Annotated in this window: 22 protein-coding genes and 1 pseudogene; 11 read left to right on the top strand and 12 right to left on the bottom strand. The window is 68.3% G+C overall.

All coding sequences use genetic code 11. The features are described 5' to 3' along the window. The first annotated feature begins 14 nt into the window (after positions 1 to 14). Genes trmB through ACWESM_RS11465 form a run of 3 tightly spaced genes read left to right on the top strand, consistent with a single transcriptional unit; the run spans position 15 to position 4,566 of the window. Positions 15 to 827: a tRNA (guanosine(46)-N7)-methyltransferase TrmB gene (gene trmB, locus ACWESM_RS11475; protein WP_356962988.1), complete on the top strand. Its 813-nt coding sequence runs from the start codon at positions 15 to 17 to the stop codon at positions 825 to 827. Beyond that, positions 824 to 1,552: an NYN domain-containing protein gene (locus tag ACWESM_RS11470; protein WP_195044044.1), complete on the top strand. Its 729-nt coding sequence runs from the start codon at positions 824 to 826 to the stop codon at positions 1,550 to 1,552. Before trmB ends, ACWESM_RS11470 begins: the two co-directional genes overlap by 4 nt. Further along, entirely contained in the window at positions 1,552 to 4,566 is a 3,015-nt protein-coding gene (locus ACWESM_RS11465) for an MMPL family transporter (RefSeq protein ID WP_452491588.1), read from the top strand. Before ACWESM_RS11470 ends, ACWESM_RS11465 begins: the two co-directional genes overlap by 1 nt. 631 nt (positions 4,567 to 5,197) lie before the next feature. Here ACWESM_RS11465 and ACWESM_RS11460 read toward each other — a convergent pair. After that, on the bottom strand, positions 5,198 to 7,414 hold the full coding sequence (locus ACWESM_RS11460; RefSeq protein WP_452491586.1) for a DUF2339 domain-containing protein: 2,217 nt from the start codon (positions 7,412 to 7,414) through the stop codon (positions 5,198 to 5,200). Positions 7,415 to 7,539: 125 nt separating this feature from the next. Next, positions 7,540 to 8,007 carry a hypothetical protein gene (locus tag ACWESM_RS11455; RefSeq protein ID WP_355071326.1) on the bottom strand — a complete coding sequence of 156 codons (468 nt, stop codon included), beginning with the start codon at positions 8,005 to 8,007 and terminating at the stop codon, positions 7,540 to 7,542. A gap of 357 nt (positions 8,008 to 8,364) precedes the next feature. On the opposite strand from ACWESM_RS11455, the gene ACWESM_RS11450 reads away from it, so the two are divergent. After that, entirely contained in the window at positions 8,365 to 9,555 is a 1,191-nt protein-coding gene (locus ACWESM_RS11450; RefSeq protein ID WP_355071325.1) for a helix-turn-helix domain-containing protein, read from the top strand. Here ACWESM_RS11450 and ACWESM_RS11445 read toward each other — a convergent pair. Beyond that, entirely contained in the window at positions 9,552 to 9,920 is a 369-nt protein-coding gene (locus tag ACWESM_RS11445) for a MerR family transcriptional regulator (RefSeq protein WP_355072089.1), read from the bottom strand. The genes ACWESM_RS11450 and ACWESM_RS11445 overlap by 4 nt on opposite strands. 64 nt (positions 9,921 to 9,984) lie before the next feature. On the opposite strand from ACWESM_RS11445, the gene ACWESM_RS11440 reads away from it, so the two are divergent. Further along, a complete protein-coding gene (locus tag ACWESM_RS11440; protein WP_452491584.1) occupies positions 9,985 to 11,097 on the top strand; it encodes an alkene reductase in 1,113 nt (370 codons plus the stop codon). An 8-nt stretch (positions 11,098 to 11,105) separates the two neighbouring features. Here the strand turns inward: ACWESM_RS11440 and ACWESM_RS11435 are convergent, their stop codons facing one another. The 4 genes from ACWESM_RS11435 to ACWESM_RS11420 all read right to left on the bottom strand — a co-directional run bounded on the left by ACWESM_RS11435 (position 11,106) and on the right by ACWESM_RS11420 (position 15,008). Then, entirely contained in the window at positions 11,106 to 11,741 is a 636-nt protein-coding gene (locus ACWESM_RS11435; protein WP_356963483.1) for a DUF1707 SHOCT-like domain-containing protein, read from the bottom strand. Positions 11,742 to 11,860: 119 nt separating this feature from the next. After that, entirely contained in the window at positions 11,861 to 12,526 is a 666-nt protein-coding gene (locus ACWESM_RS11430) for a response regulator transcription factor (protein WP_355071323.1), read from the bottom strand. Positions 12,527 to 12,565: 39 nt separating this feature from the next. Next, positions 12,566 to 13,759 carry a MacS family sensor histidine kinase gene (gene macS / locus ACWESM_RS11425; RefSeq protein WP_356962996.1) on the bottom strand — a complete coding sequence of 398 codons (1,194 nt, stop codon included), beginning with the start codon at positions 13,757 to 13,759 and terminating at the stop codon, positions 12,566 to 12,568. Continuing rightward, positions 13,719 to 15,008, bottom strand: coding sequence for an AI-2E family transporter (locus tag ACWESM_RS11420; protein WP_397276210.1), 1,290 nt, complete (start codon positions 15,006 to 15,008; stop codon positions 13,719 to 13,721). The genes macS and ACWESM_RS11420 overlap by 41 nt, the downstream gene beginning before the upstream one ends. Before the next feature lie 267 nt (positions 15,009 to 15,275). Between ACWESM_RS11420 and ACWESM_RS11415 the strand changes: the two genes are divergently transcribed. The 3 genes from ACWESM_RS11415 to ACWESM_RS11405 are packed head-to-tail and all read left to right on the top strand — an operon-like array spanning position 15,276 to position 18,295. After that, complete coding sequence (locus ACWESM_RS11415) at positions 15,276 to 16,796, top strand: adenylate/guanylate cyclase domain-containing protein (RefSeq protein WP_355072083.1); 1,521 nt, start codon at positions 15,276 to 15,278, stop codon at positions 16,794 to 16,796. A gap of 4 nt (positions 16,797 to 16,800) precedes the next feature. Next, positions 16,801 to 17,889, top strand: a complete 1,089-nt coding sequence (locus ACWESM_RS11410; RefSeq protein WP_355071319.1) for a lysylphosphatidylglycerol synthase transmembrane domain-containing protein — start codon at positions 16,801 to 16,803, stop codon at positions 17,887 to 17,889. A 37-nt stretch (positions 17,890 to 17,926) separates the two neighbouring features. Beyond that, positions 17,927 to 18,295: a DUF3054 domain-containing protein gene (locus ACWESM_RS11405; protein WP_355071317.1), complete on the top strand. Its 369-nt coding sequence runs from the start codon at positions 17,927 to 17,929 to the stop codon at positions 18,293 to 18,295. On the opposite strand, the gene ACWESM_RS11400 is transcribed toward ACWESM_RS11405, so the two are convergent. Further along, on the bottom strand, positions 18,296 to 19,933 hold the full coding sequence (locus tag ACWESM_RS11400) for an NTF2-like N-terminal transpeptidase domain-containing protein (RefSeq protein WP_452491580.1): 1,638 nt from the start codon (positions 19,931 to 19,933) through the stop codon (positions 18,296 to 18,298). Positions 19,934 to 20,351: 418 nt separating this feature from the next. Between ACWESM_RS11400 and ACWESM_RS11395 the strand changes: the two genes are divergently transcribed. Together ACWESM_RS11395 and aroQ are read left to right on the top strand one after the other, a co-directional pair. Then, a complete protein-coding gene (locus ACWESM_RS11395; protein WP_355071314.1) occupies positions 20,352 to 20,951 on the top strand; it encodes a hypothetical protein in 600 nt (199 codons plus the stop codon). 50 nt (positions 20,952 to 21,001) lie between these two features. Next, positions 21,002 to 21,457 carry a type II 3-dehydroquinate dehydratase gene (gene aroQ / locus ACWESM_RS11390; protein ID WP_355071312.1) on the top strand — a complete coding sequence of 152 codons (456 nt, stop codon included), beginning with the start codon at positions 21,002 to 21,004 and terminating at the stop codon, positions 21,455 to 21,457. Positions 21,458 to 21,459: 2 nt separating this feature from the next. Here the strand turns inward: aroQ and ACWESM_RS11385 are convergent, their stop codons facing one another. The 3 genes and pseudogenes from ACWESM_RS11385 to ACWESM_RS11375 all read right to left on the bottom strand — a co-directional run bounded on the left by ACWESM_RS11385 (position 21,460) and on the right by ACWESM_RS11375 (position 23,814). Continuing rightward, the gene (locus ACWESM_RS11385) at positions 21,460 to 21,906 is read right to left on the bottom strand and encodes a nitroreductase family deazaflavin-dependent oxidoreductase (protein ID WP_355071310.1); all 447 of its coding nucleotides are present in this window, start codon (positions 21,904 to 21,906) and stop codon (positions 21,460 to 21,462) included. 99 nt (positions 21,907 to 22,005) lie between these two features. Further along, a complete protein-coding gene (locus tag ACWESM_RS11380) occupies positions 22,006 to 22,794 on the bottom strand; it encodes an ArsR/SmtB family transcription factor (protein WP_452491577.1) in 789 nt (262 codons plus the stop codon). 142 nt (positions 22,795 to 22,936) lie between these two features. Next, positions 22,937 to 23,814 (bottom strand): annotated as a pseudogene (locus tag ACWESM_RS11375) (NAD(P)-dependent oxidoreductase). Positions 23,815 to 23,958: 144 nt separating this feature from the next. Between ACWESM_RS11375 and ACWESM_RS11370 the strand changes: the two are divergent. Next, entirely contained in the window at positions 23,959 to 24,309 is a 351-nt protein-coding gene (locus ACWESM_RS11370) for a winged helix-turn-helix transcriptional regulator (protein ID WP_379249368.1), read from the top strand. On the opposite strand, the gene ACWESM_RS11365 is transcribed toward ACWESM_RS11370, so the two are convergent. Next, complete coding sequence (locus tag ACWESM_RS11365; protein ID WP_452491575.1) at positions 24,306 to 25,424, bottom strand: glycerate kinase; 1,119 nt, start codon at positions 25,422 to 25,424, stop codon at positions 24,306 to 24,308. The two genes, ACWESM_RS11370 and ACWESM_RS11365, sit on opposite strands and share 4 nt — an antisense overlap. Positions 25,425 to 25,555: the final 131 nt, after the last annotated feature.

The following is a 25,555-nucleotide window of genomic DNA, read 5'->3' as shown; positions in this document are numbered from 1 at the left end:
CCGGATGCTGGACAATGGACGCCGTGAACGACGCCGCGAACCATACTGCCGAGTCAGTTCCGGGCCCGCCGTCCACAGCTTCGGCTCCGGCCGAGGGCGGGCCCAGGCACAAGACCGGCTCCCGCCTGTACCCACGAGTCACCAGCTTCCGGTCGCGCAGGGGCGCGCTGACCGCCACCCAGCAGCAATCCTGGGACCGGATGTGGCCCTCGATCGGCCGCGAGGTCGCCGACGAGCCGCTGGACGCCGCCGCCTGGTTCGGTCGCGACGCTCCGCTGGTCATCGAGATCGGCTGTGGCACGGGCACCGCGACGGCCGTCATGGCGCAGGCAGAACCGCACCTGAACCTGATCGGCATCGAGGTGTATCAGCCCGGCCTGGCGCAGTTGGTGCAGCGCATCGAGCGCGAAGGGATCGAGAACATCCGCCTGCTGCGCGGCGACGCGGTCGACGTACTGGAAAACATGATTGCCGAGGAGTCGCTGACCGGCGTCCGGGTGTTCTTCCCCGACCCGTGGCCGAAGGCGCGCCATCACAAGCGGCGGCTGCTGCAACCCGCGACGGTCGCGCTGATCGCCAACCGCCTGAAGCCGGGCGGTGTGCTGCACGTCGCCACCGACCACGCGGGCTATGCCGAGCACATCCACGCGGTCGGCATGGCGGAGCCCCTGCTCTCGGGTCTCAACGAGGCGACGGGCGGTGTCAGCGCGGAGCATCGCGCCACCGCGCCGATCGGTTTCGAGCGGCCCGTCACGAAATTCGAGGGCAAGGCACATCGCGCCGGTAGCGCCATCACGGAGCTCATATGGGGGAAGATCGACCGATGAGCGTCAGTGAAATGGCCCACGAAGTGGTCGATGTTGCCGGGGAGGTGCACGGCGGCGGAGCGGAAGGTCTGGGCAGCTCGGGGCCGGACGTGCGCCGCGTCCTGTTGGTGTGGGACGCCCCGAACCTCGACATGGGCCTCGGCGCCATTCTGGGCGGTCGTCCGACCGCCGCCTACCGCCCGCGGTTCGACGCGCTCGGCCGCTGGCTGCTGGCCCGGACCGCGGAACTGTCGGTGGGCGCGGTGCATCGGGTGGAACCCGAGGCCACCGTTTTCACCAACATCGCGCCCGGCACCGCCGACGTCGTGCGGCCCTGGGTGGAGGCGCTGCGCAACGTCGGCTACGCGGTCTTCGCCAAACCGAAGATCGACGAGGACTCCGACGTCGACGCCGACATGCTGGCGCACATCGCCTTACGCAGCCGCGGCGCGGGCTTGGCGGGCATCATGGTCGCCTCCGCCGACGGCCAGGCGTTCCGCGAACCGCTGGAGGCGCTCGCCGCCAAAGGAGTGCCGGTTCAGGTGCTCGGCTTCCGCGAGCACGCGAGTTGGGCCGTCACATCCGATACTCTCGAATTCATCGACCTCGAGGACATTCCGGGCGTGTTCCGTGAACCGCTGCCCCGGGTGAGCCTCGACTCGCTGCCCGACGAGGGTGCCTGGCTGCAGCCGTTCCGGCCGCTGTCGGCACTGCTCACCTCTCGCCCCGCCCAAGGAGTCGCTTAGTGTTCACACGCTGGGGCGATCTGGTATACCGGCTGCGATTCGCCGTCATCGGCGTGGTCGTGGCCGGTCTTCTGGCTCTCGGTGGCTACGGCCTCGGGTTGGAGGACCACCTCAGCTCCAGCGGGTGGGATGATCCGACCTCGGAGTCGGCGCGCGCGGCGAGGATCAAAGACGGTGCCTTCGCACGGGATCACAAATCCGACGTCATCGTGTTGTACACGGCGCCGGACGGCAAGACCATCGACGATCCGGAATTCAGCGGCAAGATCCTCGAGAATCTGGGAAGTCTACCCCGCGAGCATCCCGACGAGATCACCCAGATCAACGGTGTCTACTGGCGGAACAGCGCGAACATTCCAGTCCAGGCCTCCGTTTTCGGCTCCAAGGACAAGAAGTACGCCTTCGCCTCCATCGCCATCAAGGGCGACAACGACACCGAGATGGTGCGCAACTACCGGAAGGTGAAGAACGTTTTCTTCATCCCCGGAGTGGATGTGCAGGTGACGGGTCTGCAGGCCGTGGCGGGCACGCTGAACGACACCATGGCCGACGACCAGAAGCGCATGGAGATCCTCGCCATCCCGGCGGTGGCCGTCCTGCTGTTCTTCGTCTTCGGCGGCATCGTCGCCGCCGGATTGCCGCTGATCGTCGGTGGTCTCACCGTGATCGGCGCATGGGGCATCGTGCGGTTCATCACCGAGTTCACCGAGGTGAATTCGTTCGTCTCGCCGGTCGTCTCGATGATCGGCTTGGGCCTGGCCATCGACTACGGCTTGTTCATAGTGAGTCGTTTCCGCGAGGAACTCGCCGAGGGATACGACACCAGGACCGCCGTCCGCCGAACGGTGATGACCTCGGGCCGCACCGTGGTGTTCTCCGCCACGATGATCGTCGCCAGCCTCGGCGGCATGCTGCTGTTTCCGCAGGGCTTCCTGAAGTCGGTGGCCTACGGCGCCATCGCGACGGTCACACTCGCGGCGCTGACCTCGATCACCGTGTTGCCCGCCATGCTGTCGGTGCTGGGCAAGCGGGTCGACCTGCTCGGCCTCAAGCGGTTCCGCCAGACCAAGACCGCCGATGAGGTGGAGAACGGTATCTGGGGGCGCTCCACCCGCTGGGTGATGAAGCATCCGCTCAAGATCGCGATCCCGCTCTGCATCCTCTTGCTGCTGCTGATCATCCCGGTCAAGAATCTGAGCTTCGGTGGTATCAACGAGCGGTATCTGCCGCCGGACAATCCGACCCGCTTGGCGCAGAAAGAGTTCGACACGATCTTTCCGCTGCGCAAATCGGATCCGATCGAACTGGTTTTCGTAGTCGACGATCCCAGCCTCGCTCCCCAGGTAGCCAAGGTGGTGAAGGAGGCGAGCAAAGCGCCCGGGCTGGCCGGCGAATTCGCTTATCCGCCCAGCACGGCTCCCAACGACAAGACCATCTACAACACGTCCGTCACGCTGACCAATTCGCAGGACGCCGATCCGACCATCGATTACCTCCGCTCGCTGCCATTGCCCGACGGCGTCACCATGCTCGTGGGCGGTCAGCCGACGATCCAGAAGGACAGCATCAACGCGCTGCTGGGCCGGATGCCTTTGATGATCGCGCTCGTCTTGTTCGTGACGACGCTGCTGATGTTCCTGACCTTCGGCTCGCTGGTGCTGCCGATCAAGGCCGCGCTGATGAGCGCCCTCGGTCTCGGATCCACGCTCGGCATCCTCACCTGGATCTTCATCGACGGCCACGGCGCGGGACTGTTGAATTTCACTCCGCAGCCGATCATGTCGCCCGTGCTGGTGCTGATCATCGCGATCATCTACGGCCTGTCGACCGACTACGAAGTCTTCCTGATGTCGCGCATGGTCGAGGCGCGCGCCCAAGGCGCGAGCACCACCGAGGCGGTGCGGATCGGTACCGCGCAGACCGGCCGGATCATCACCGCGGCCGCGCTGATCCTGCTCGTCGTCACGGGTGCGTTCGCCTTCTCCGACCTGGTGATGATGCAGTACATCGCCTACGGCATGATCGCCGCGCTGTTCATCGACGCGACCGTGCTGCGCATGCTGCTCGTCCCGGCCACCATGAAGCTCCTTGGCGACGACTGCTGGTGGGCGCCTGCCTGGATGAAGAAGGTGCAGGAGAAGGTCGGGCTCGGTGAGCCGATCCTCGATGACGAGCGCGTCGGCGGTAGCGATGTCGTCGACCTGGTGAAGACCACGCCGATCACCGATCCGGTGACCATGCAGATCCCCGCCGTCACCGCCGCCAACAAGGTGCCGCGCAGGCGCAAGCCGCGCACGGTCGCCGAGATCGAGGCCGAGGCGCCGACCAGGCGGCTGGACCGGGTACCGCCGTCGCCCGCACCGCAGCCGACCCCCGCGCCGCCGCCGCTCGATCCGGCCAGGCCACGCACGGAACCACCACGGAATCCCACACCCCCGCAGGGTGAACCGATTCGCCCGCGGCGGATTTCGCAGGTTCCGAACGATCCTCGCTCGCCCGGCCAAGCGGAGCAACGGCCGCCTGCACCGCCCGTGCACCCGCCGCGACCGGCGCCGCCCACCGGCCTGCCGCAGGACCCGAACGCATCGCACGCCGGTGTGCCGTCGGTGACCCTGCCCGAGCACAGCCCGCGACCCGCCGTCTCACCGATCACGCCACCCGCCCCGCGCCCGACCCACGCACCGGAACCACGCCCGCTGTCGGGCATCTCGCAGGAACACACCGTCGATCTCGCACAACAGCGCCCCGACGCGCCCGGTCCGCCGCACCACCTGCCGCCCGATGCTCCGGCCGCTTCCGACGTCCCCGCGCACCGCGCACCCGAACCCGAGGCCCCCGCGGAGCCGTACAACGGACCGGACACCACCAACCGCAGCAGCATCGAGAGCTGGATGGCCGAACTGCGCTCCTCCCGCCGCCACATCGGCCGGGCCCCCGAGGAGGGCAGGCACCACGGCGGCGACGGCCGCACGGTGAGCGTGAACGAACTGCTGCGCCGCCGCGACCGCGAGTGAGCGTGGAAGACTCGAGTCATCCCAAACAGTAAGGTGTCCGCGCTTTTTCATACCTGAGAACCGGCGGTCTGCGGTGAGCCGCGGACCGCCGGCCGCATAGCGTCTTGCTATCCGGTCAGGAGAATCACATAGACCTTGCCATCCGGACCTCGGCAATCGTATTCCGAATTCGGGTTCCCGTGGTTAGTTATCCACACCGTACATTCATATGTGTCAACGAGAGGACCTTTAACGGGAATTCCCGGCCGTTCCGCAGATGCCACACCAGCGGCTCCTCCCAGTAATGATGCAGCGACTGCGACTAGAAGAGAAAACTTCGCGAACAATTGAATCCCTCCGCACTATATGTGTAGAGCTGCGACCAGCGACCTCTTAGACACCACGCCGCACGCACGATTGACCAGGCGATGTTCCGACCCGACGGATGCCGAGTGCATGGCCTTACGCATCCTCCTGGGCTAGCGATCTACACTCCCCCTTTCGAGTCCTTCTCCGTCGCTATGTAGGACGCGACACATCGACGATCGGTTCCATCATTTTTGAAAAACTTCAAAACAATAGGTTCACCAGGTCGGAACCCGAACCGGGTCGGACGGATACCGCCGCTGAGTCGCCGACCGCGCCTCAGCTGTCACCGCTCCATCCCCGCGTCGGCGAAGGCGCGCGCATAGCGGGTACCTGCCAATAGCAGCAGAATGCCGACTACGAGGAAGGCGACGACGCGGACCAAGCCGTCCAAGGTGGCCAGGTCGAAGAGGAACAGTTTGGCCAGTGCGGCTGCCGTGACCAGTAAACCGGAACCCAAGGCGAGTTTGGCGACCGCGGGTGCTTCGGCGAGTGCGCGAAGTCCGAACAGGAGGGCGCTGGTCGCGGCTGCCATCCAGAGGATGGTCGCGGCGCTGTGGCCGAGGAGGAACCCGTTCGGCGTTCCGGTCGCGACGCCGAGGGAGACCGTCGTCGTGGTCACCGCGTAGAGTCCGGCGACGCTCGCGGCGATCCATGGCCACGCGCTGCCCGCGGCAGGTCCGGGCAACCGCCGCGCGCACCACATCGCCACCGCGATCACCGCGAGGGCCAGCGTCGCGCCGAGCACGGTCGCCACGCCGAGGTTCGCCTCCGAAAGATGTCGCGAGGCAAGCACTTCCGGGCTCGCGACATTCAGCAGCGCCAAGCCGCCGAGCACCGCGAACGCCGCGCCGAGGCCCGCCGCCGGGCGGGACGTCCGCTGGCCCGCGACGCCGAGGAAGACCAACGCCACCAGCAGCAGAGCCGTGGGCAAGGTCCGCGTCTCGGTAACGCCGACACATGCCTCGAGCGCAGCGATCGAGCCCGCGACGGCGGCCACGAGGGCCGTGTGCCCCGGGATCCGTACCAACTCGTTCACTTTCGGCGCCATGCTCACCGCGGCGACGAGCAGGAGCACCGCGGCGGCGATCGACGCTACCGACACCGCGATGTGCCGTTCGGAATACATCCCCGGGGCGAGCAGCATCGGCACGAGCGCTGCCGCCATCGTCAGCGAGGCGGTGAGATCGGCGGGCCGGTGCCGGACGACGACGATCGTCCCGGTGATTCCGACCAACGCGACCGCCACCGCGGCCACGAGCACCCAGGTGCGCTCTCCAGCGGCGGGAGTTCCGAGAACCGCACCCGCGACGAACGCGAACGTCGCCAGTACGGCAGGCAATGTGCGCGCCACGTGCAGATATGGCCAGTTCCGCGTCAATTGCACCGGCACGCAGACCAATTGCAACACGATCAGGAACGCGAGCAGTACCACCCGCGTGGTCACCACCGGAGACAGCGCCGCCGCGGCGAGCACCACCAGGACCGCGAGTGGCTGCGAGCGCCACCGCATCGCCAAACCGACGCCCGCGGTGGCGACACCGAAAGCGACGGCGAGCCCGAGTACCGGATGCAGCCAGTGGTAGATGGCGGTCACCGCGACGACATCGAGATAGGCGCCCGCGATGCCGGTGGCCGCCAGTGCGATACCGCCGACCCGCCCTCCGGTCCGCTGGAAGACTCGTACTCCCGCAGCCAACAGCCCAGCCGAGAAAACCGCTCCCGCAATGACTCTCGGCACCGGCCCGAAGAATCCCGCCTGGGCAGCCAGAACTAGGAGCATCGCGACGCCGATCAACGTCACCGCGACACCCGCCAGCGCCAAGAGCCGGCTGATCACCCCGTCACGTTGCCACCACGGCGTATGCGGCACCGGTGGCCCCGCGCGCGGTGGGACAGGCGGGCAAGGCGGCACCGCCCCTGGCATCGGTCCCCGCGCGTTGGGCGGCCACGGAGCGCCACCCCACGCACCGCCGGGCGGTGGGGCGAAACGCGGAACGTATGCGGGCTGCGGAGGGGGAACCGGCACACCGGCCGCCGACGATTGTCCCGGCCAGGGCGGCGTAATCGGCGGTATCGCACCGGACGCCGCGTACCCCGCTCCCGCGAACTCGCCGCTGGCAAGGGGATCGGCCGCACGCGACGACGACCCAGCGAACCCACCGCTGACAGACCCTCCGATTCCACTCGACGACCCCGCGACCGGGCGTGCGGGCGCACCGGGTTCCGAGGCATCGCCGAACGCCTGTCCGCCGGTCTCGCCGTATACCGACGGTTGCGCAATCGAATCGCGCGCCTCGCCGGACGCTGCCCCGCGCGGTACCTCGTTCCCGGGCACACCCGGCGTGTCGGATGAGGCCGGACGCACCGGGACACCCGCATCCGCGACGACCTGCTCATGTAGCACACGCAGATCCCGGCCGAGCACGCCCAACTGCGTCCCCAGCGTCGTGAACTCGCCGGAGAGACGCGCGAGCAACGCCGGATCGATGGAGGTAGTCATGACTTCATGCTGGTCACCGCGACGCGCGCGAGCATGAGTAGTTACCCCTGGTAGACAGGCGGGTTCTACCCGCCCGACCGGCCCTCACCCGGGGCAGTCGGATGAGGACCGGTCGCGCCAAGTGGTCAGTAGGTGCGCAACCCGACGACCTCGTGCACGGCCTCGATCACCGCGGTGCGCGGCGGCATGCGCAGGACGCCCGGCGCCGGTTCGCCCGCCCAGTGCCAGCCCAGTGCCGAGTCGGAGCTGGGGAGCAGGATGATGCGACCGCCGGGGACCACGGTGACCCCGTGACCGGCGAGACAGCGCCGGACCGCGACCTCGACCGGCCGAGCGGGGCTCGGGGGCGTGACGAGAAAGGTCCATGTGCGCTCGCCCGGATCGGCGATGACGGGTGCGGTGTGGTTGCGGTCCAATTGGACGAGCACCTTGCGACCCAGTTCCGGCGGCATGACGATCGCGCCCATGATGGAGCCGGTGGTTATCGTCGGGCGTCCGGCCAGCAACTGAACCGGAAGCCCGTAGGTATGCCGCAGCAGATGCGCGACTTCCTGGGGGTCGTGACAGCCCTCGAACATCGCTTTACTCCGCATCGCAGTAGCCGAATTCGGTCGAAACGAGAGGCTTTCGGGGTAGCAACCCGCGCTGGTCGCGCATCCGTGTTCCGGCGTTCGCGGGCAGAGCGCTGACCTGGCGTAGCGGTCGAATCGCGCGGTGGCGCGCCGGTCGCGTGGTCTGTGCACCAGGCCGCCACGCGCGATCGGCGCGCCCGGCCTGCAAGGTGTTCTTCGGCATGGTTTTCATTGCCGCCGCCCTTTGCATTCAAAGTTGCAGAAAGGCAACGGTATTCCAACCAGCAGCGAACGAGTCGTACGCAATGTCCCACTTCGGTAGTCCCAGATAACATAGCGTCGTACTCTGAAACCCAGATTTAACAAAAGGACTTGGGTATGGACGAATCGTCGATCGGAGTTCGGATCCGCCAGTTCCGCGGGAAGGCGCTCACGCAGCGCCAGCTCGCCGATCAGGCGGGTGTCAGCGTGGATCTGGTGCGCAAACTCGAGCAGGGTGGCCGCCAAACCGCCTCCATCGCCAGCTTGCAGAAGATCGCGCGCGCCTTGGACGTGGATATCGCCGATCTGATCGGCAAGCGCCAAGGCGTGCCGTCCACCAATCCGGACGCGGGCATCGTGGCCATCCGCCGCGCGCTGACGCCGGTAGACGACCTGCTCGGCGAGACAAGGGAAGAGGAGGCGGTCAGCCTCGACGACGGCCGGCGCTCGGTCGAATACGCTTGGGGCGCTTACTGGTCGGGCCGCTACGAGCTGCTGACCTCGATCCTTCCGCCGGGATTGACCCAGCTGCGCGCCACCGTGCACGCCGCGCGCAACGGTTCGGTCGCACCCGCCAACGAGTTGCTGGCCCGGATGTACTGGGTAACCGGATGCACGCTGGTGCATCTCGGCCAGACCGATCCGGCGTTCCTGGCCATCCGGCAGGCGCTCGCCGCCGCCGAGCTGGGCAACGATCCCCTACTGCTGGCCACCATCCGCGGTTCGGTGGCCTGGCAGTTGCTGGTGCAGGGCCGCTACGACGAGTCGCGCGGCGTGGCGCTGAACGCGGCCGCGACCCTGGAGCCCTCCGGCGACGTCACGCCAACGCATCTGTCCGCCTACGGCTCGCTGGTGTTGCAGGGCGCGACCGCGGCGGGCCGGGCCCAGGACGTGCACGACGCCTTGTCCCTGGTGGAAGCGGCGAGCGAGGTGGCCCTGCGGATCGGCACGGACCGGCAGGACTACGAGACCTATTTCGGCCCTTCCCAGGTCGTCATGCAGACGGTCGATGTCAACATCTCCTCCGAGCGCTACCCGGAGGCGCTGGCCGCGGCCAAGGACATGCCGGTCAACGGCAGTCTCCCGCAGGCATCCCGGGCGCGGCACCTCGCCGACACGGCGGTCGCGCTGACCCGCACCGGCCGGCACCAGCGCGCGCTGGACGCCTTGCTGACCGCGGAACGGGTGGGCGGCGCGGACTGGCTGAAATACCAGTCGCTGCCGCGCCACATCGTGTCCGAACTGCTCGACCACGACCGCAAGGTGCCGCTGCGCGCGTTCGCCCGCCGGATCGGGGTCAACACCTAGCCCGCCGGTCGTTCCCCGGCTCGTTCGATCACCTCGTCCAGCACCTCGCGCGAGCGCAGGAGATCATTGATGGTGCGGGTGATCCGTTCGCGCTCGGTGTGCAGCTCGTCGACCAGCGCGGGCGTGGCGTACTCGTTGGGACCGCCGTCCGCATCGCGCATGCAGGGCAGGATTCGCGCGATCTTCTTGCTGGTGAGTCCCGCCGCGAGCAACTCTTGGATGTGGATGACCCGGTCCACCGCGCGCTCCGGATAGTCGCGGTGACCGCCGCTCGTGCGGTCGGAGGCCAGCATGCCCTGCTCCTCGTAATAGCGCAGCGACCGTTCGCTCACGCCGGTGCGCTCGGCGAGTTCCCCGATTCGCATCCTCACCTGGCCTTTCGCCTTCGGGCTTGAATCTCACATTGATGTCAAGTTTTACCGTACCAACATGACGAACGCAGCGGCTTCCGATCTCTTCCAGCCCACGACCCTCGGCTCCCTCGCGCTGCCGCACCGCCTGGTGATGGCGCCGATGACCCGTAACCGCGCCGCGGCCGACGGCACGCCGTCCCAGATCATGGCGACCTACTACGCACAGCGCGCGAGCGCCGGCCTGATCATCGCCGAGGCGACCACGCCGAACCGGGTGGGTCAGACCTACGCCGACATTCCCGGCATCTACACCGACGCGCATGTGGCAGGCTGGCGAGCGGTGACCGGCGCCGTCGCGGCGGCGGGCGGGCGAATGTTCCTGCAACTCCAGCACGGCGGCCGGGTCGGCCATCCGGACAACAGCGGGCTGCACCCGGTCGCGCCCTCGCCGGTTCCGTTGCCCGAGCCCATCCACACTCCTAGCGGCGCGCAGGATGCCGTCGTCCCGCTGGAGATGACCACCGCCGATATCGAGGCCACCATCGCCGATTTCGCGTCCGCGGCGGAAAACGCGATCGCGGCGGGATTCGCCGGAGTCGAGGTGCACAGCGCGAACGGCTACCTGCTGCACCAATTCCTGGCGCAGAACACCAACCAGCGCACCGACTCCTACGGCGGGTCGGTGGCCAACCGCATCCGATTCACCGTGGCGGTGGCCGAGGCGGTCGCCGACGCGATCGGCGCCGAGCGCGTCGGCGTGCGGATCTCCCCCGGAGTGTCCGTCAACGGCATCGATGAGGGCGACACCGAGGACATCTACCCCGCACTCGTCTCGGCGCTGGCCGGCAAGGGCCTCGCCTACCTGCACTACGTCTTCGCCGACTCCGAACAGCCCCTGTTCCAACGGGTTCGGGCGCTGTGGCCGGGGGCCCTCATCGCCAACCCGAATCTGGGCTGGGGCGTCCCGCTGCCCGAGGACGGCGGCCGGGAAGCCGCGCAGCGCCTGCTCGCAGGCGGTGCGGACGCGATCTCGCTGGGCCGTTCCTTCCTGGCCAACCCCGATCTGGTCGAGCGGCTGCGCACCGGCGCACCACTCAACCCGGTGCGCGACGCGCATCTGATGTACGTGGGCGGCGCGGAAGGCTACACCGACTACCCCACGCTCGACCTGACTCCCACGGCGGGCTGACCAGCCGCTCAGCGCCCCATCAACCGGCGCCACTGCGCCATGAACGGATGCTTCGCGGTGACCGAGCCGAATCGGATCTTGCCGTGCACCACCAGGTGCAGGGCGCCCAGCGGCGGCCCGGTGCGGACCTTGTTGTTCACGCTGGAACCGATCAGCTCCAGCCCGTTCAGGTCGACGGTGGCCTCCGCGGGCACGATCAGATTGATCGAACCGGCGAAGTCGTCGACCCGCAGCTCGACCACCTGGGTCGACATGATCGCCTCGGTGAAGTCCAAGGTGACCCCGGACAGCCAGTTGTTCAGATACAGGGTGGGCGGCACCTGCCACGGGCCGCGGCGGCTCACCCCGGACAACCGCGAACGGATTACGTTGCTCGCGCCGTTCGAGCCGGACGCCTGCCTGGTGAAGGCGGGCGAGGAGTTCACGAACGTCGACGGCGGCGCGGCTGGCTGCCCCACCAGGCGGACGCCGGGCAGATCGATGAGGACGGCGTTCAATTCGCCGCGGGTCTTGGCGGCCAGCGCGGTGTCCATCCGCTCGGTGAACTCACCGAGCGAGAGCATGCCGAGGCCGACCGCGCGCTGTAGCAGCTGACCGACGTGTTCCCGCTCGGCGTCCGACACGCGCAGTTCCCGGTCGCCCACCGCGCCGCCGGAGCCGACCGCATTCGATACCGATTCGGGCCCACCCATGCGATCGAGGTTACCCAGCGGACGGCCACGACCGCATCAGGGCGATCCCTGATTCGAGAGCACCTTCCGGGCTACTCGAGCCCCTGTTCGATGGCGTACCGAGTCAATTCGACCCGGTTCGCCAGCTGGAGTTTGCGTAACGTCGCCTGCACATGGTTCTCCACGGTGCGGTGACTCAATCCCAGCCGCGTCGCGATCTGCTTGGCGGACAGCCCTTTCGCCACCATCCGCAGCACCTCGGTCTCGCGCTCGGTCAGCGCGGGCCGGTGCGGCTCGTCGGGACGCACGGGCGTGGTCGCCATCCGCCGGTACTCGCCGAGCACGAGTCCGGCCAGCCCCGGTGTGAACACCGCTTGACCGGCCGCGGTGGCGCGCACCGCGTCGATGAGCTCGGCCGCCGACGCGCTCTTGACCAGGTAACCCGAGGCGCCCGCCTTGATGGCGTCGAGCACGTCGTCACGCTCGGCTGATGCCGAGAGCACCAGCACCCGGCTCTGCGGCGACACCCGCAGCACCTCGGCCGTCGCCTGTGCCCCGTTGCCGTCGGCCAGCTGCATGTCCATCAGCACCACGTCCGGCCGCACCGCCCCGGCGCGCCTGCTCGCCGCGGCGACACCGTCGGCCGTGGCCGTCACCCGGAATCCGGCTTCGGAGAGATCGCGGGAGACACCGTCCCGCCACATCGGGTGGTCGTCCACCACCATCACCGAAATGGACCCGGCCGTCTGGTCCGCCATCAGCGCCTCCGCTCATGCCCGCGCCTCGCCGACGCTCGCTCATCTGGGCACCCGGAATTCCCATTCGGTGCCGAATCCGACCCCGCCATCGATCTCGGTGAGCAGGTCCGCACTGCCGCCGAGTGCCGCGATCCGCCCCACGATGGACCGGGAAACTCCCATGCGCCCTTCGGCTTCCGCCTCGGCCAGCCTTCCTGGCGGGATGCCTACGCCGTCGTCGCGCACGCTGATCACCACTTCGTCGCCGGTGTCCTCCAGCAACACATATGCTCTCGCATCCGGCCCGGCGTGCAGCTCCACATTGGACAACGCCGTGGCCACGGCAGAGGTGATCTCGTTCGCCATCCAGCGGCCGACCCGCACCGGATCGCCGGGCGTGGACACCGACACCGTCGGCGTGGACTGCGCGGTCAGCAGTGGCCGCAGGTCGACCTCGGCTCCGCCCGCGTCCCGGTGATCGGCCTGCTCGGTGATCAGCACGCGCAGCGCCACCTCCTGTTCACCGGCGCGCAGGGCCAATTCCTCCGTGGGTCCGCCGATTTCGCTGCCTCGGCGCTTGATGTAGCTGAGCACCTGCAACACGCCGTCGTGCACCTCGCGCGACAGCCGTTCGCGCTCCTCGGCCGCCGCGGTCAGGCGCACGGCCTGCTCCAGCTGGTCCTGGGCGCGGCGCGCGGTGTTGGCGGCCAAGCCGAGTGCGAGACCCACCGAGACGAGCACCGGCACCGTCGCGTCCGCCCACACGTCCTCACCCCACTGATCGCGCACCGTCAGCGACACCGCGGCGATCAAGGCTCCGGACAGCACGCCCGCGAACGGTCCGCGCAGGATCGCCGCGCCGATGACGGCGTTGGTGGCCCACAGCGTGGTGGGCAGCGTCTGGTGCCCGTGATACCAGTCGTAGTCGGCGACCAGGCGGGTCGCGGCCATCAGCCCGATCACGACCACGTGATCGCCGATCACCACCCAAGTGCGCAGCCGCGCCACCTCGGGGAAATGCCACTGCGACAGCATGATCGCCGAAGCGCCCGACCACACCGCCATCAACGCGATGAGCACCCAGCTCAACCGCTGGTTCGTGTAGTACGGCACCGAAGCGATCTGCTGGCCGACCGCGTACAGCAGCGTGACCAGCCGCAACGCCTGCGCGGCCCGCCACAGCGGTGTGGTCGCCACGTCGGCCGAGCGCAGCTCAGCCCTTCGTCGTGCCGTCGCCGGCTTGCGCGCCGTCATCGGACTCCGCCTTCCGCTGCGCCGACTCCGTGGCCTGCTTCTTGGTCGCCTCGATCAGCGTCGCGGCCACGTCGAACCGGCCGGGCTCGGGCCGATCCGGTTCGGCCGAATACAGCCCGTGATGGTCCTCGCCGGTCTGCAGCTCCCCGTACAGTTCCTCGGGGCCTTCCAGCAACGACCGGATCGCCGTGTTCATCACGGCCACGAACGGCACCGCCAGCAGACCGCCCGCGATCCCGCCGATCACCACGCCCGCCGTGATCGCCAGCACCACGGCCAGCGGGTGGATACTGACCGCCCGCCCCAGCAGCAGCGGTTGCAGCACATGGCCCTCGAGCTGCATCACGGCGATGATGATGCCGAGCACGATCAGGGCGGTGACCAGCCCTTTGGTCACCAGCGCGATGAACACCGCGATGAATCCGGCCAGGAACGCGCCGATGATCGGGATGAACGCGCCGATGAACACCAGCGAGGCCAGCGGCAACGCCAAAGGCACACCGAGAATGGCCAGACCGGCGCCGATGCCGATGGCGTCCACCGCTGCGACCACGACCGTCGCGCGGACGAACCCGACCAGCGTGCCGAACCCGAGCCGCCCGGCGGTGCGGACCCGCTCGCGATGGTCGGTGGGCACGATCCTGGTGACGAACTCCCAGATCTGATCGCCGCCGTAGAGGAAGAAGATCAGGATGAACAGCGTCAGGAAGGTGCCGGTCAGCAATTCGCCGATCACAGTGGCGGTGGTGAGCGCCCCGCTGGTCAGACTGTCCTGATTGGACTGGATCGCCTTGACGATGGCGTCGCCCACGTTGCGGATCTGCTCGTTGCTCAGATGCAGCCTGCCGTTGATCAGCCAGTCCTGGATCTGGTGGATGCTGTCGGTGAACTTGTTCGACAGCTGCGGCACACCGGCGACGAACTGTTCCACGACGAAGGTCATGATGCCCGCGACCACGCCGATCGACCCGACCAGCGCGACGAAGACACCCACCGAGCGCGGCACGCCCAATCGCTGCATCCAGTCCACCAGCGGCGCGAGCAACGCCGCCGCGAGCAGCGCGATGGCCAGCGGGATGACCACGGTCGCCAATTTCTGCACGATCGCCGTGACCGCGAGCCCCAGCGCGAACAGCACCAGCAGCCGCCAGCCCCACTCCGCCGATACCCGGACGATCGGGTGCACCGTCTCCGCCGCGGGCCGCGACAGCGTGATTTTCCGCTCTGGACTTGGCTTCGGGTCGGTCACCTCCGTGAGCCTAACGGGTGCTGTCGGACGTAGTCCGTCTTCAGCTCGCGCATGGCCGGAGCGAAGGCGGAGGTACGCCTAACGGGTGCTGTCGGACGTAGTCCGTCCTTCGCCCGCGCATGGCCGGAGCGAAGGCGGAGGTACGCCTGATCGGCCCGGCCGTAGCCTGTCGGCCTTCACCGGCGGTCAGCGCCGCGGACAGGCCGACGGGACCGGAACGCTAGATTGGACCCCGTGTCGGCGCCTCTGGAAGCGGTCAAACAGACCATGCGAACGCGCTGGCCGCTGTACCTGACATCGATGCTGCTGGCGAACGCTTTCGGCGCGGTTCTGGTGTGGGCCTTCATCCAGTACGGACTACCCGTCCCCGAGGGCGAGCCAACCGGTGCCAGGAGCACCGGCCTGCTGATTCCGGCCGTCGTCTTCGTGGCGGGCGGCCTGCTCAGCATGGCCGCGTCCGCGCTGATGCTGCGCCCGGTGATGCGCTGGCAGATGCGCGGCGGACCGCCGAGCCGCCAGGAGCAGATGGCCGCGCTGCACGCACCGCTGCGCCAGGCGATCCTGCACCTCGCGCTGTGGCTGATCGGCGGAGCCGTGCTGGCCGCGCTGATCATCAGGGACACTCCCGCGCTGGCGGGCGCGGTCATCGTCACCGAGTGCATGGCCGCGACCATCGTGTTCGGCTTCACCTACATGCTGGGTGAGCGCATCCTGCGCCCGGTGGCGGCCCAAGCTCTGACCGAGGGCACCTTCGACCACACCCTCACCCCCGGCGTCGGCACCAGGATGGGGATGACCTGGGGTATGGGCACCTTCGCCCCCACCATCGCCATCGTGCTGTTGTGCGTGACCCAGATCTCCTCGGACGTGAAGTTCTCCGCCCAGTCGCTGGCCATCTCCATCCTGCTGCTGTGCGGCGTGGTGATCATGCAGGCGCTCGCGCTGTCCATGCTCACCGGTTCGAGCATCTCCGACCCGGTGCGCCAGCTCAGCCAGGCCATCGACCGGGTCCAGGCCGGGGCGCGGGACGTGCAGGTCGAGGTCTTCGACGGCAGTGAGATCGGCCTGTTGCAGGTCGGCTTCAACCGGATGATGGAGGAGGCGGCCAAGCGCCGTCAGCTGCAGGAACTGTTCGGTCAGCACGTCGGCGAAGAGGTGGCGCAGCGGGCGCTGGACTACGGCACCGAACTCGGCGGCGAGACCCGGTTCGTCGCGGTGCTGTTCGTCGACATGGTCGGGTCCACCGCCACCGCGGCAGAGCGGCCGCCCACCGAGGTGGTGAGCCTGCTCAACGAGTTCTTCCGCATCGTGGTCGATGTGATCGACCGCCACCACGGCTTCGTCAACAAATTCGTCGGCGACGCGGCGCTGGCCATCTTCGGCGCGCCGCTGGACCGCCCGGACGCGCCGACCGCCGCGCTCGCCGCCGCGCGCGAATTGCGCGAGACCCTGCGGGAAGTTCCCGGCCTGGACATCGGCATCGGTGTTTCGGCGGGACTGGCCGTCGCGGGGAACATCGGCGCGGCCAACCGCTTCGAATACACGGTGATCGGGGATCCGGTCAACGAGGCATCCCGGCTCACCGAGCTGGCCAAAGAACGTCCCGGCCGGACGCTGGCCTCGGGCAGCGCGCTGTATTTCGCCGAGGAGAGCGAGCAGGACCAGTGGGAAACCGGCGACGAGGTACAGCTGCGCGGCAGACGCAGGAAAACGCTTTTGGCCTGGCCACGAGAACGGGCCGACGCGCCCGACGATACCGATGTCGAAACGGCGCGTTCGTTAGGCTGACCGCGTGACGGCCGACGGGGAACGAGCAGACGATCCTGCGCCGCCGCCCACGGCGGGTTCCCGCCGTGGCAGATTCCGCTGGTTGAAATGGGTGCTCGGCGCCGCTCTGCTGGCCCTGCTGATCGCCGAGGGCGTGTACCTCTGGCCGCGGCTCCACGAGTCCTGGCGCAAGCTCACCGAGATCCACTGGGGTTGGCTGGCGGCCGCTATCTGGCTGCAGGCGCTGTCGATGAGTGGATTCGGCCGGGTGCAGAAGCAGTTGCTCAACGCGGGTGGCGTCGCGGTGAGTCAGCGGAAGTCCGTCGCCGTGGTCTACGGTGCGACGGCGATGTCGGTGACCCTGCCGGCGGGCCAGGTGTTCTCCACCACGTTCACCTACCGGCAGACCAGACGCTGGGGCGCCAGTCCGGTCGTCGCCTCCTGGCAGCTGGTGTTCTCGGGCGTGGTGGCCGCGGTGGGGCTGGCGCTGCTCGGCGTCGGCGGCACGCTGCTGGCGGGCGGGCAGATCGGCCCGCTGAAGCTGATCCTCTCGCTGGCCGCCGTCGTCGCGCTGGTGTGGGCGGGCAATCATGTCTCACGCAATCCCGGTTCGCTCGACGCGTTGCTGCGCAACCTGCTGGCGCTGGTCAACCGGCTGCGCAAACGCCCGCCCGAGCACGGCGCCGCCAAGATCGAGGACATGCTCGGTCAGTTGGAGTCGGTCGAGCTCGGCAAGCGCGACGGCGTCTTGGTCACGCTCTGGGCGCTGGTGCATCGTTTCGCCGACGTGGCCTGCCTGGGCGCGGCCTGTTACGCGGTCGGCGCCGATCCGCGCATCGCCGGTCTGCTGCTCGCGTTCGCCGTGGGCAAGGCTGTCGGGTCCATTCCGTTCGCGCCGGGCGGCATCGTCTACGTCGACGCGACGCTGATCTACGGCCTCACCGCCGCCGCGGGTCTGTCCGCCGCGCAGGCGGTAGCCGCGGCGTTCGTCTATCGGATGGTGAGCTTCATCCTGGTGGCTATCGCAGGGTGGATCGTGTTCCTGTTCCTGTTCCGTAGGCCGCAGGCCGACGACGCGGAGTTCGAGAAGGAGTTCGAGCAGCGGCGGCTGTGACGGAAGCCGCGTCCTGGCTGCCGTTACGCTGGCCCGCGTGAGGAAACTGGTGCCCTTCGTGGTCGATGCGCTGCTCGTCGTCGTCTTCTGCGCGATCGGCAGGCGCAGCCACGACGAAGCGGTGCTCGCCGGGCTGCTGCGCACCGTGTGGCCGTTCGCGACGGGATTGGTCGTCGGCTGGCTGGTCGTGGCGCTCCGGTGGCGCGCCGCCGCGGGCGACGCGCGCTTCGACATCACCCCGCTGTGGCCCGCCGGAGTCGTGATCTGGACGTGCACCTTGGTCGGGGGCATGCTGCTGCGCGTGGTCAGCGGTCAGGGCACAGCGGTCAGCTTCGTGCTGGTCGCCGGTGTGGTGCTCGCGGTGTTCCTGCTCGGCTGGCGCGCGGTGTACAAAGCCGTGCGGTGATCACGGCTCCGGAGTCGCCAGCGCCTGCAACATTCTGGCCGCCATCCGCGCGGTCGCGTCCTTGCTGTCCACGTCGTTGATGTGGATCGCGAAGACCAGATCGCCCATCGACCCGATCAGCCACCCGTCCGGACCCGCGGTCGCGGCGAACGCGGCGACGTCGCGGTAGCGGCGCACGCTCGCCAGTTCCGGGGCGTTCGTGGCGTCGCGCAGCATGCCGCGCAGCCGGTCGGCGGTCTGCGGCGGCAGCGGGTCGAGCCGGGCGTCGGTGGCGCTCGGGCGTCCGGCCTCGATCATCGGCGGCGGCACGGCCCCGCGCGCGATCGCGGCCGCGGCGATGGCCATGCCGTACGGGCTGGCCAGGACAGCGTCCGAACCACCGCCTTGGAGCACCTGCTCGGCGCTGCGCCCCGCGATGGCCAGACGACCGGTCACCTCGTCGAGGCCGGGCACCTTGAAGTCGATGCCGACGCCGAGCGCGGTCGCCGCCTCGGCCGCGTCCTGCACCGAGACATCTTGCGGCGCCTTGTTCTTCGCCGACGCCGCGACGGCGCGGAACAGGTCCATGTTGCTGCCCACCGGATACAGTCCGGTGAACGCCACCGAGCCGTGCTCACTGGCCTGGCTGTTCTGCGCGACCGCCACCACCGCCCCCGTGGACGGCTGGATCGCCACGATCGAGGCCTGCGTGGGCACGCTGACCACCGCGTCCTCGGCGGCACGTTGCAAGCGCTGGTCCATCGTGCCCGCGATGTCCGGTCCCGGCGGACCCTGCTGACCGGCGAGTTGCGTGATGAACCGCCCATCCTGCTCGAACAGCTGCACGCCCCAACCGGAATGCGCTTCCTGACTCTCCTGCTGCACCTTGCGCAGCGCGTCCAGCATCGGCGACCAGACCCGGCGGTCGGCGGAGATCAGCCGTGGCTGCTTCTCCATCACCACGCCGGGTATCGGCGCCATCCGCGGCTCCAGGATCGCGAAGTCCCCCTCGCGCAAGTTCACCGCGATGATCGGCTTGCCCTGCGAGGTGGCCAGCTGCTGCATCAGCGCAGGCCCGGTGATCAGCGGCGCGACCGGCTCGATGGCCTTGGCCAGCGCGTCGGTCGAAGCGACCGGGTCGGGCATCTTGGCGGGATCGAGCTTGACGACGTTGATGGTCTGCTCGGTCATCAGCGGTTCACCGGCGATGTCGTTGACCCGTGGCGCCGGCGTCGGATAGGTGCGCACCAGCCGCACCGTCCGGTTGTGCGCCAGCTGCGGCATCACGACCGCGGGCTCCCAGGAGATCCGCCAGCCGATGGCGAGCTTGCGCACGTTGCCCTCGAGACTGTAATTCCAGGTCTTGCGCTCGCCGAAGCTCCACTCGACGTCCATGCTGAAGATCGCCGACTGCGCGTCCAGGCCGATGAACTGGGTCTTGCGGTAGTCGACCTTGGCGCCGTGCAACCCCTCGAACATTTGCTTCAGAGTTGCTGTGGCCGCGATGGGGTACGACGTCAGGTCTGCCGCCTTGGTGTAGTCCTGATCGTCGAGCAGGTCCGTGAAGCGCTCTACGACCGCTTCCGCTTCATTCTGCTTCTCGTGTATCCCGCACGACCCGATCCCGAGCGCGAGCGCCGCCACCCCCATGAGTGCCATTGCGCCGCGAACACGAAAGCGGCGGGATCCCCACACGTCCATGTCGCCCACTCTTCACTCTTGTCACTCCAGTAACAAGACCACCGTACCCGAAAAAGACCAGACCGCGATGCCTCCGTAGCGCGGACGTTACCCATGCTCAGCATCCCAATTCTGCCCCGGGATGACGCATCTCGGGGGGCCTTTCATGATCATCGTCCAGCCGGTTGGCGGCAACCGGCGCCGCTACCGTACCGGCCTTCTCGAAAAGTCGCGCGGTTACTACCCGACTCGACGTTTCGTATCAATAAATACCCCGACGGGTCCGGAGCGAAGCAACCGGACCCTTGTTCGCACTGAGCGCAACTCCCCCGCGTGGTTTGCGACGTAATCTTGTAATCACTGAAAGCAACGCACCACAGTAAGTAGGTGACCCGCCATGAGAAACGCACACCGCGGCCGGGGTTTCGGTCGAACGGGCGGTTGGCAGCAAGCCGACCTGCCGGACCCGTCGGACGTACCGGATTGGTTCGCCGGAAGATTGCCAAATGACTGGTTCACCGGTCCGCCGGTGATCGAGATCGACCGGGACGAGATCGTCGTCATCGGTGAGCTGCCGATTCCGCAGCCGGAGAAGAAGCCGGACGCCGACGATTCCGAAGCCTCGACCGAAGACGTTCCCCGCGCGACCAAGGAGGGAGCGGTCGCCCGGTTCCGCGAGTCCACCCGGCCCGCCCGGATGCAGATCGCGAACGAAGCGCAGCACCGCTACCGGCGCAATGTGGCCTGGGGCGTCTCGGTGGACGGGGAACGGATTCTGTTCACCCACCTGGCCGTGCCCGTGATGACCCGGTTGCGTCAGCCGGAACGCAAGGTGCTCGACACCTTGGTCGACGCCGGCGTCGCCCGTTCCCGCGCCGACGCGCTCGCCTGGACGGTGAAACTGGCGGGCAAGCACGCGGAGACGTGGCTAGAGGAATTGCGCGAAGCCATGCGCAAGGTCGACGACCTGCGTTCGGAAGGCCCGCAGGGGCTGTAGCCGGTCGGGCCCGGTCGGGCGGCGCGGTGTGACGCGGTATCTTGCCGTGCATGGCTGTGACGGCGGACGCGACACCGGGCCCGATCCTGGTTCTCAACGGCCCGAACCTCAACATGCTCGGCACCAGGCAGCCGGAGGTGTACGGGTCGGCGACGCTGGAGGACGTCGTGGAGTTGTGCGAACGGACCGCGGCGAAGTTCGACCGGAAGATCGTCGCCTTCCAGTCCAACTCCGAAGGCGCGCTGATCGATCGCATCCACCAGGCGCGCGGCGCCGAGTCGGGCATCGTGATCAACCCCGGCGGCCTCACCCACACCTCGGTGGCGCTCCGCGACGCGCTGGTGATCCCGGAACTCCCGATCGTCGAGGTGCATATCAGCAATGTGCACGCACGCGAGGAGTTCCGGCACCACTCCTACATCTCTCCGATCGCGACCGCCGTGGTCGCGGGAATGGGCATCCAGGGTTACGCCGCCGCCATCGAATTCCTGGCCCGCTCGCGCTGAGCTCACTTCAGCTGGAAGACCGGGAACCCCGGCGCGATGGCGGCGAGTTCCTCATCGGTGGCGTCCTTGGTCACGCCCTCGAAGAACTTGCCGACCTCCCAGCCCCACTTCCGCAGGTAGAGGCGCAGCAGGGGCACCTTGTCGGCATCGGGCACCTCGGTGGCGGTGAACACCTCGACCTTGCGGCCGAGCCGCAACTCGCCCCCGCCCGCCACGCGCAGGTTGCGCACCCACTGCGTGTGCCCGCGCGGCGCGACGAGGAAGCGCTCGCCGTCCTCGCGCACCATCAGGTTCACCATCGTCGTGCGCCATTCCCCGCTCTTGCGCCCGCGCACCGCGAGCAGCCGCGACCCCATCACGCTGATGCCCAGCTTGGGCAGCAGGTTGGCGATCCGGTTGAAGACCGCGTCGAATCCGGCGGGGCCGACGTAGCGGGTGTTGAGGTCCATGACTACTCCCTGTTGTGAGCACTGCTCTCTATAGAGAGAAGTGTTCCACGAAGGGCACGGCAAGTCAAGAGCACTGCTCTCTTCGTGCTTCCGAAGGGCCTATGGGGCCGGGAGGGGTTCGCCGGTTTCCAGGAGGGTTTTGAGGTTGGAGAGGATGCTGGGCCAGCCGGTGGTGATTCCTTCGAGGACTCGGCTGTTCGGTTCGAAGCCGTCGTGGATGACGGTCAGCTTGACGGTCTCGCCCCGAGGCTCTAGTTCGAACGTCACTTTCGAGCGGGGCTCACGGGACCAGGCAGCGACGTCGTCGGGGTTCATGTCGAACGTCTCGGCGAAGGCCGGGTCGAAGGTGTGCCAGGTGTAGGACAAGCGGCGGTACCGTTCGGCCTCCAGCACCACTTGTTCGGGATCCTTGCTGCTCCAGTTCTGTTGGCGCCAAGTCATTTCCGATCCGGGACGCCAGTCCGTGTCGAAGCTCGCGCCCCAGTAGCGGTTGGTGAACGCCGGATCGGTCAGCGCTTGCCAGAGCTTTTCGGCGGTGGTCTTGATGTAGGTCGTGTAGACGAATGCGTTGTCGCCCATGGGTTGTTCCTCCAGTGCTCTCTTCAGGTCGGCGAGCGCGTTCACGCGCTCGCGGTCGTACCGGTCGATCCAGCGTTCGGCGATGGCGTTGATGGGCTCGGCATTGAGGTAGTGCAGTTTTTCCCGGCCACTGCGCCGGGTCGTGATGAGGTTGGCCGCCTCCAGCACCGCGAGATGCTTGCTCACCGACTGGCGGGCCATCGCCAGCCCCGCGCACAACTCCCGCAGTGTCTGACCGTTGCGGGCATTCAGGCTGTCCAGCAGCCGCCGCCTGCTCGGGTCGGCCAGCGCCCGAAACACCTCGTCCATCGCCCACCTTTCCAACATGCAGCCTTGCGGCTGCCTATTTACACCATAGGCAACCACAAGGCTGCATATCAACCCCTGGGAAGCAGAAGACCCCGTCGGGTCCTCGCGTCGACAGTGCGAGGACCCGGCCGACTCCGCGACGTCAGGCGGGGTCGCGCAGCAGGGCGTAGGTGGAAATGGGGTTTCGGCCCGCTCGCTGGCGGCGATGGCCTTGCGCCACAGCCCCTGGGCGGTGTGCGAGAGGACGGCGTCGACGCCGATTTCCTCGCTCGCGTCGATAACGTGCTGCGCGCCCGCGTCCATCATCTTCAGACTGGCCAATGACGCCCAGCCGCCGTTCTTGTTGGCGACCGAGTGCTCCTCCATGAAGTAGGGGAAGGCGGCGGCCGAGCGGATCGCGAACGGGACGAACGCGGCGACATCGTGACCGGACCGATCGATCATCGCCGTGGCCTGGTCGAAGGCGAGCAACCAGGGATGGAAGATGGTCAGCAGCCCCTGGTAGAAGATCTGGGCCAGGCCGTCGTCCGCGCCGAGGTACTCCTGCGGGCTCAAGGGGCGCAGCAGCTCGGCGTGGGCGTCGAACACCGCACGCGGGCCGCTGTAGAAGATGTAGGACGCCGGATGCGCGATGTTGTCCCCCGCCGACATGACGCCGCCGGAGAGGAACTGCGCGCCGTGCGAGCGGACCCACGCCGCACCCTTTCGCGCCTGCTCCGGCGAGTCGGAGGACAGGTTCGCGATCACCTTGCCGTCGAGGTGGCCGGTCGCCGGACCGAGCACGTCGTACATCGCCGCGTAGTGGGTCAGGCTGAGCACGGTGACCTCGTTGGCATCGAGGGCGGCGGCGACGGTCGCGGCGCGCTTCGCGCCGATTTCGACCATGGCGTCGACTTTCTCGGGGCTGCGGTTCCACACCGTCACCTCGACGCCCGCGGCCAGGAAGGCCCGGACCATCGCCTGCCCCATCGGCCCGAGGCCGACGACGGAGACAGCGCGGGCGGTGGTCTGTTCGGACATGATGTGTCCCTTCGGTTCTCGTCGGTTACTTGCGTCGGCGCCGGAATTCATCGTCGTTCCCGCAGGTAGAGTCGGGAAGACCGAACGTGGAGGTGCGGTTGCTTACCTCGAGGTTCGAAACGAGGTCAGAGGAGCGCGGTGGGCATGAGCAGTGACGCGGATCACGAAGTGTGCGGCATGACGGTCGCGATCGATGTCGTGGGCGGCAAGTGGAAGATGCACCTGATGTGGGTCCTCGGCATCGGCCCCCAGCGCTTCGGCCAGATCCGCAAGCTGCTCGACGGAGTCAGTGAGAAGGTGCTCGCCGAGAACCTGCGTCAGCTCGAGGCCAGCGGTGTGGTGCACCGCGAGGTCTATCCCGAGGTCCCGCCCCGGGTGGAGTACTCGCTCACGCCGCTCGGCGAGGAGTTGGCCGCGGCACTGCGCCCGCTCGAGGAATGGGGCGAACGGCACAAGCACCAACTGGCCGCGAGCACGCTGGCGTCGGCGAGCTAATCCAGCCGGTCGGCGGCGATCCGCGCGCCGACGCGTCGGAGCAGCGACGCCGCCTCGGCCATCGACCGTTCCGGGTCGGGCTCCAGAGCGGCGAGCGCGTAGCAGTCCGCGAAGCCCGCGGCCCGGATCTCGTCGGGCGTGAGCAGCGTGCGGCCCGCCACGGCTATCACCGGGACGTCGGCCTTACGCGCGGCCGCGCACACGCCGACCGGCGCTTTGCCGTGCAAGCTCTGCCGATCGAGCGATCCCTCACCGGTCACCACGAGGGTGGCGGTAGCGAGCAGGGCGGGGAAATCGAGCAGTTCGAGCACGACCTCGATGCCGCTGCGGACCCGCGCGCCCAGCACGGCGAGCGCGCCGAAACCGGTACCGCCCGCCGCGCCCGCGCCGGGCAGCCGCGCGAATTCCGGGCCGACGAGTTGCGCCCAAGTGCCGAGAGCGGATTCGAGGACATCGACCTCGGCGGGCCCTGCGCCCTTCTGCGGCCCGTACACCGCCGCCGCGCCGGTGGGCCCGAGTAGCGGATTGTCGACGTCGCAAGCCAGCGTGAACGTCGTTTCCGCGACGCCGGGGTGCAAGCCGGAACGGTCGAGACGCGCGGCACGGGTGAGGACCGCTCCGCCGCGCGGCAATTCCCGTGCGTCGGCATCGAGCACGCGGACGCCGAGCGCCTGCACCATGCCCGCGCCGCCGTCGGTGGAGGCGCTGCCACCGAGACCGAGCACGATATCGGTCGCGCCGTGCTCCATGGCATGCGCCAGCACGACGCCGAGCCCGTATGTGCTCGCGCCCAACGGGTCCAGTCGACGCTCGGGCAAAATCGACAGTCCGACCACGGATGCCAGTTCGACGACCGCGGTCGCACCGTGCCGGGCATAGGATGTGCGACGCGGAACCCCCGTCGGCCCCGGAGCGGTCACCTCCACCCGCGCCCAACCAGCCGCGACGAACGCCTCGACCGTGCCGTCACCGCCGTCTGCGACCGGCAGCTGCCGGATCTCGGTCTCCGGGGCGCTGCTCCGCAAACCGTCAGCCAGCGCCGCCGCCACCTCGGGCGCGGCGAGCGACCCCTTGAACTTGTCCGGAGCGAGGATGACTCGCGCAGCGGGTGTCATCCCCACATTCTCGGACGCGACCGGGCCGGTCGCACCACGACACATCCGCCACAGCCGTCGTCTTCGCCGACCTCGGACAAGCGTGGACTCCGCACACGAAAGCGGTGAACAGTGTCCTGACCGGCGGATAT

It is taken from the genome of Nocardia sp. NPDC003999, from assembly GCF_053604885.1.
Note: the sequence above shows the minus strand (reverse complement) of the source record. Positions and strands in the feature narration are given on the sequence as shown.

Bases quoted from the DNA above. Each gene is read 5' to 3' on its own strand.
- trmB (WP_356962988.1), top strand. From the start codon at position 15: ATGGACGCCGTGAACGACGCCGCGAACCATACTGCCGAGTCAGTTCCG.
- ACWESM_RS11460 (WP_452491586.1), bottom strand. From the start codon at position 7,414: ATGACTACCTCCATCGATCCGGCGTTGCTCGCGCGTCTCTCCGGCGAG.
- ACWESM_RS11430 (WP_355071323.1), bottom strand. From the start codon at position 12,526: ATGGCGGACCAGACGGCCGGGTCCATTTCGGTGATGGTGGTGGACGAC.
- ACWESM_RS11380 (WP_452491577.1), bottom strand. From the start codon at position 22,794: ATGGACGAGGTGTTTCGGGCGCTGGCCGACCCGAGCAGGCGGCGGCTG.
- ACWESM_RS11385 (WP_355071310.1), bottom strand. From the start codon at position 21,906: ATGGACCTCAACACCCGCTACGTCGGCCCCGCCGGATTCGACGCGGTC.
- ACWESM_RS11450 (WP_355071325.1), top strand. From the start codon at position 8,365: ATGGACGAATCGTCGATCGGAGTTCGGATCCGCCAGTTCCGCGGGAAG.
- aroQ (WP_355071312.1), top strand. From the start codon at position 21,002: ATGGCTGTGACGGCGGACGCGACACCGGGCCCGATCCTGGTTCTCAAC.
- ACWESM_RS11365 (WP_452491575.1), bottom strand. From the start codon at position 25,424: ATGACACCCGCTGCGCGAGTCATCCTCGCTCCGGACAAGTTCAAGGGG.
- ACWESM_RS11415 (WP_355072083.1), top strand. From the start codon at position 15,276: ATGCGAACGCGCTGGCCGCTGTACCTGACATCGATGCTGCTGGCGAAC.
- ACWESM_RS11470 (WP_195044044.1), top strand. From the start codon at position 824: ATGAGCGTCAGTGAAATGGCCCACGAAGTGGTCGATGTTGCCGGGGAG.
- ACWESM_RS11445 (WP_355072089.1), bottom strand. From the start codon at position 9,920: ATGCGAATCGGGGAACTCGCCGAGCGCACCGGCGTGAGCGAACGGTCG.
- ACWESM_RS11395 (WP_355071314.1), top strand. From the start codon at position 20,352: ATGAGAAACGCACACCGCGGCCGGGGTTTCGGTCGAACGGGCGGTTGG.
- ACWESM_RS11440 (WP_452491584.1), top strand. From the start codon at position 9,985: ATGACGAACGCAGCGGCTTCCGATCTCTTCCAGCCCACGACCCTCGGC.
- ACWESM_RS11455 (WP_355071326.1), bottom strand. From the start codon at position 8,007: ATGCGGAGTAAAGCGATGTTCGAGGGCTGTCACGACCCCCAGGAAGTC.
- ACWESM_RS11400 (WP_452491580.1), bottom strand. From the start codon at position 19,933: ATGGCACTCATGGGGGTGGCGGCGCTCGCGCTCGGGATCGGGTCGTGC.
- macS (WP_356962996.1), bottom strand. From the start codon at position 13,759: ATGACGGCGCGCAAGCCGGCGACGGCACGACGAAGGGCTGAGCTGCGC.
- ACWESM_RS11370 (WP_379249368.1), top strand. From the start codon at position 23,959: ATGAGCAGTGACGCGGATCACGAAGTGTGCGGCATGACGGTCGCGATC.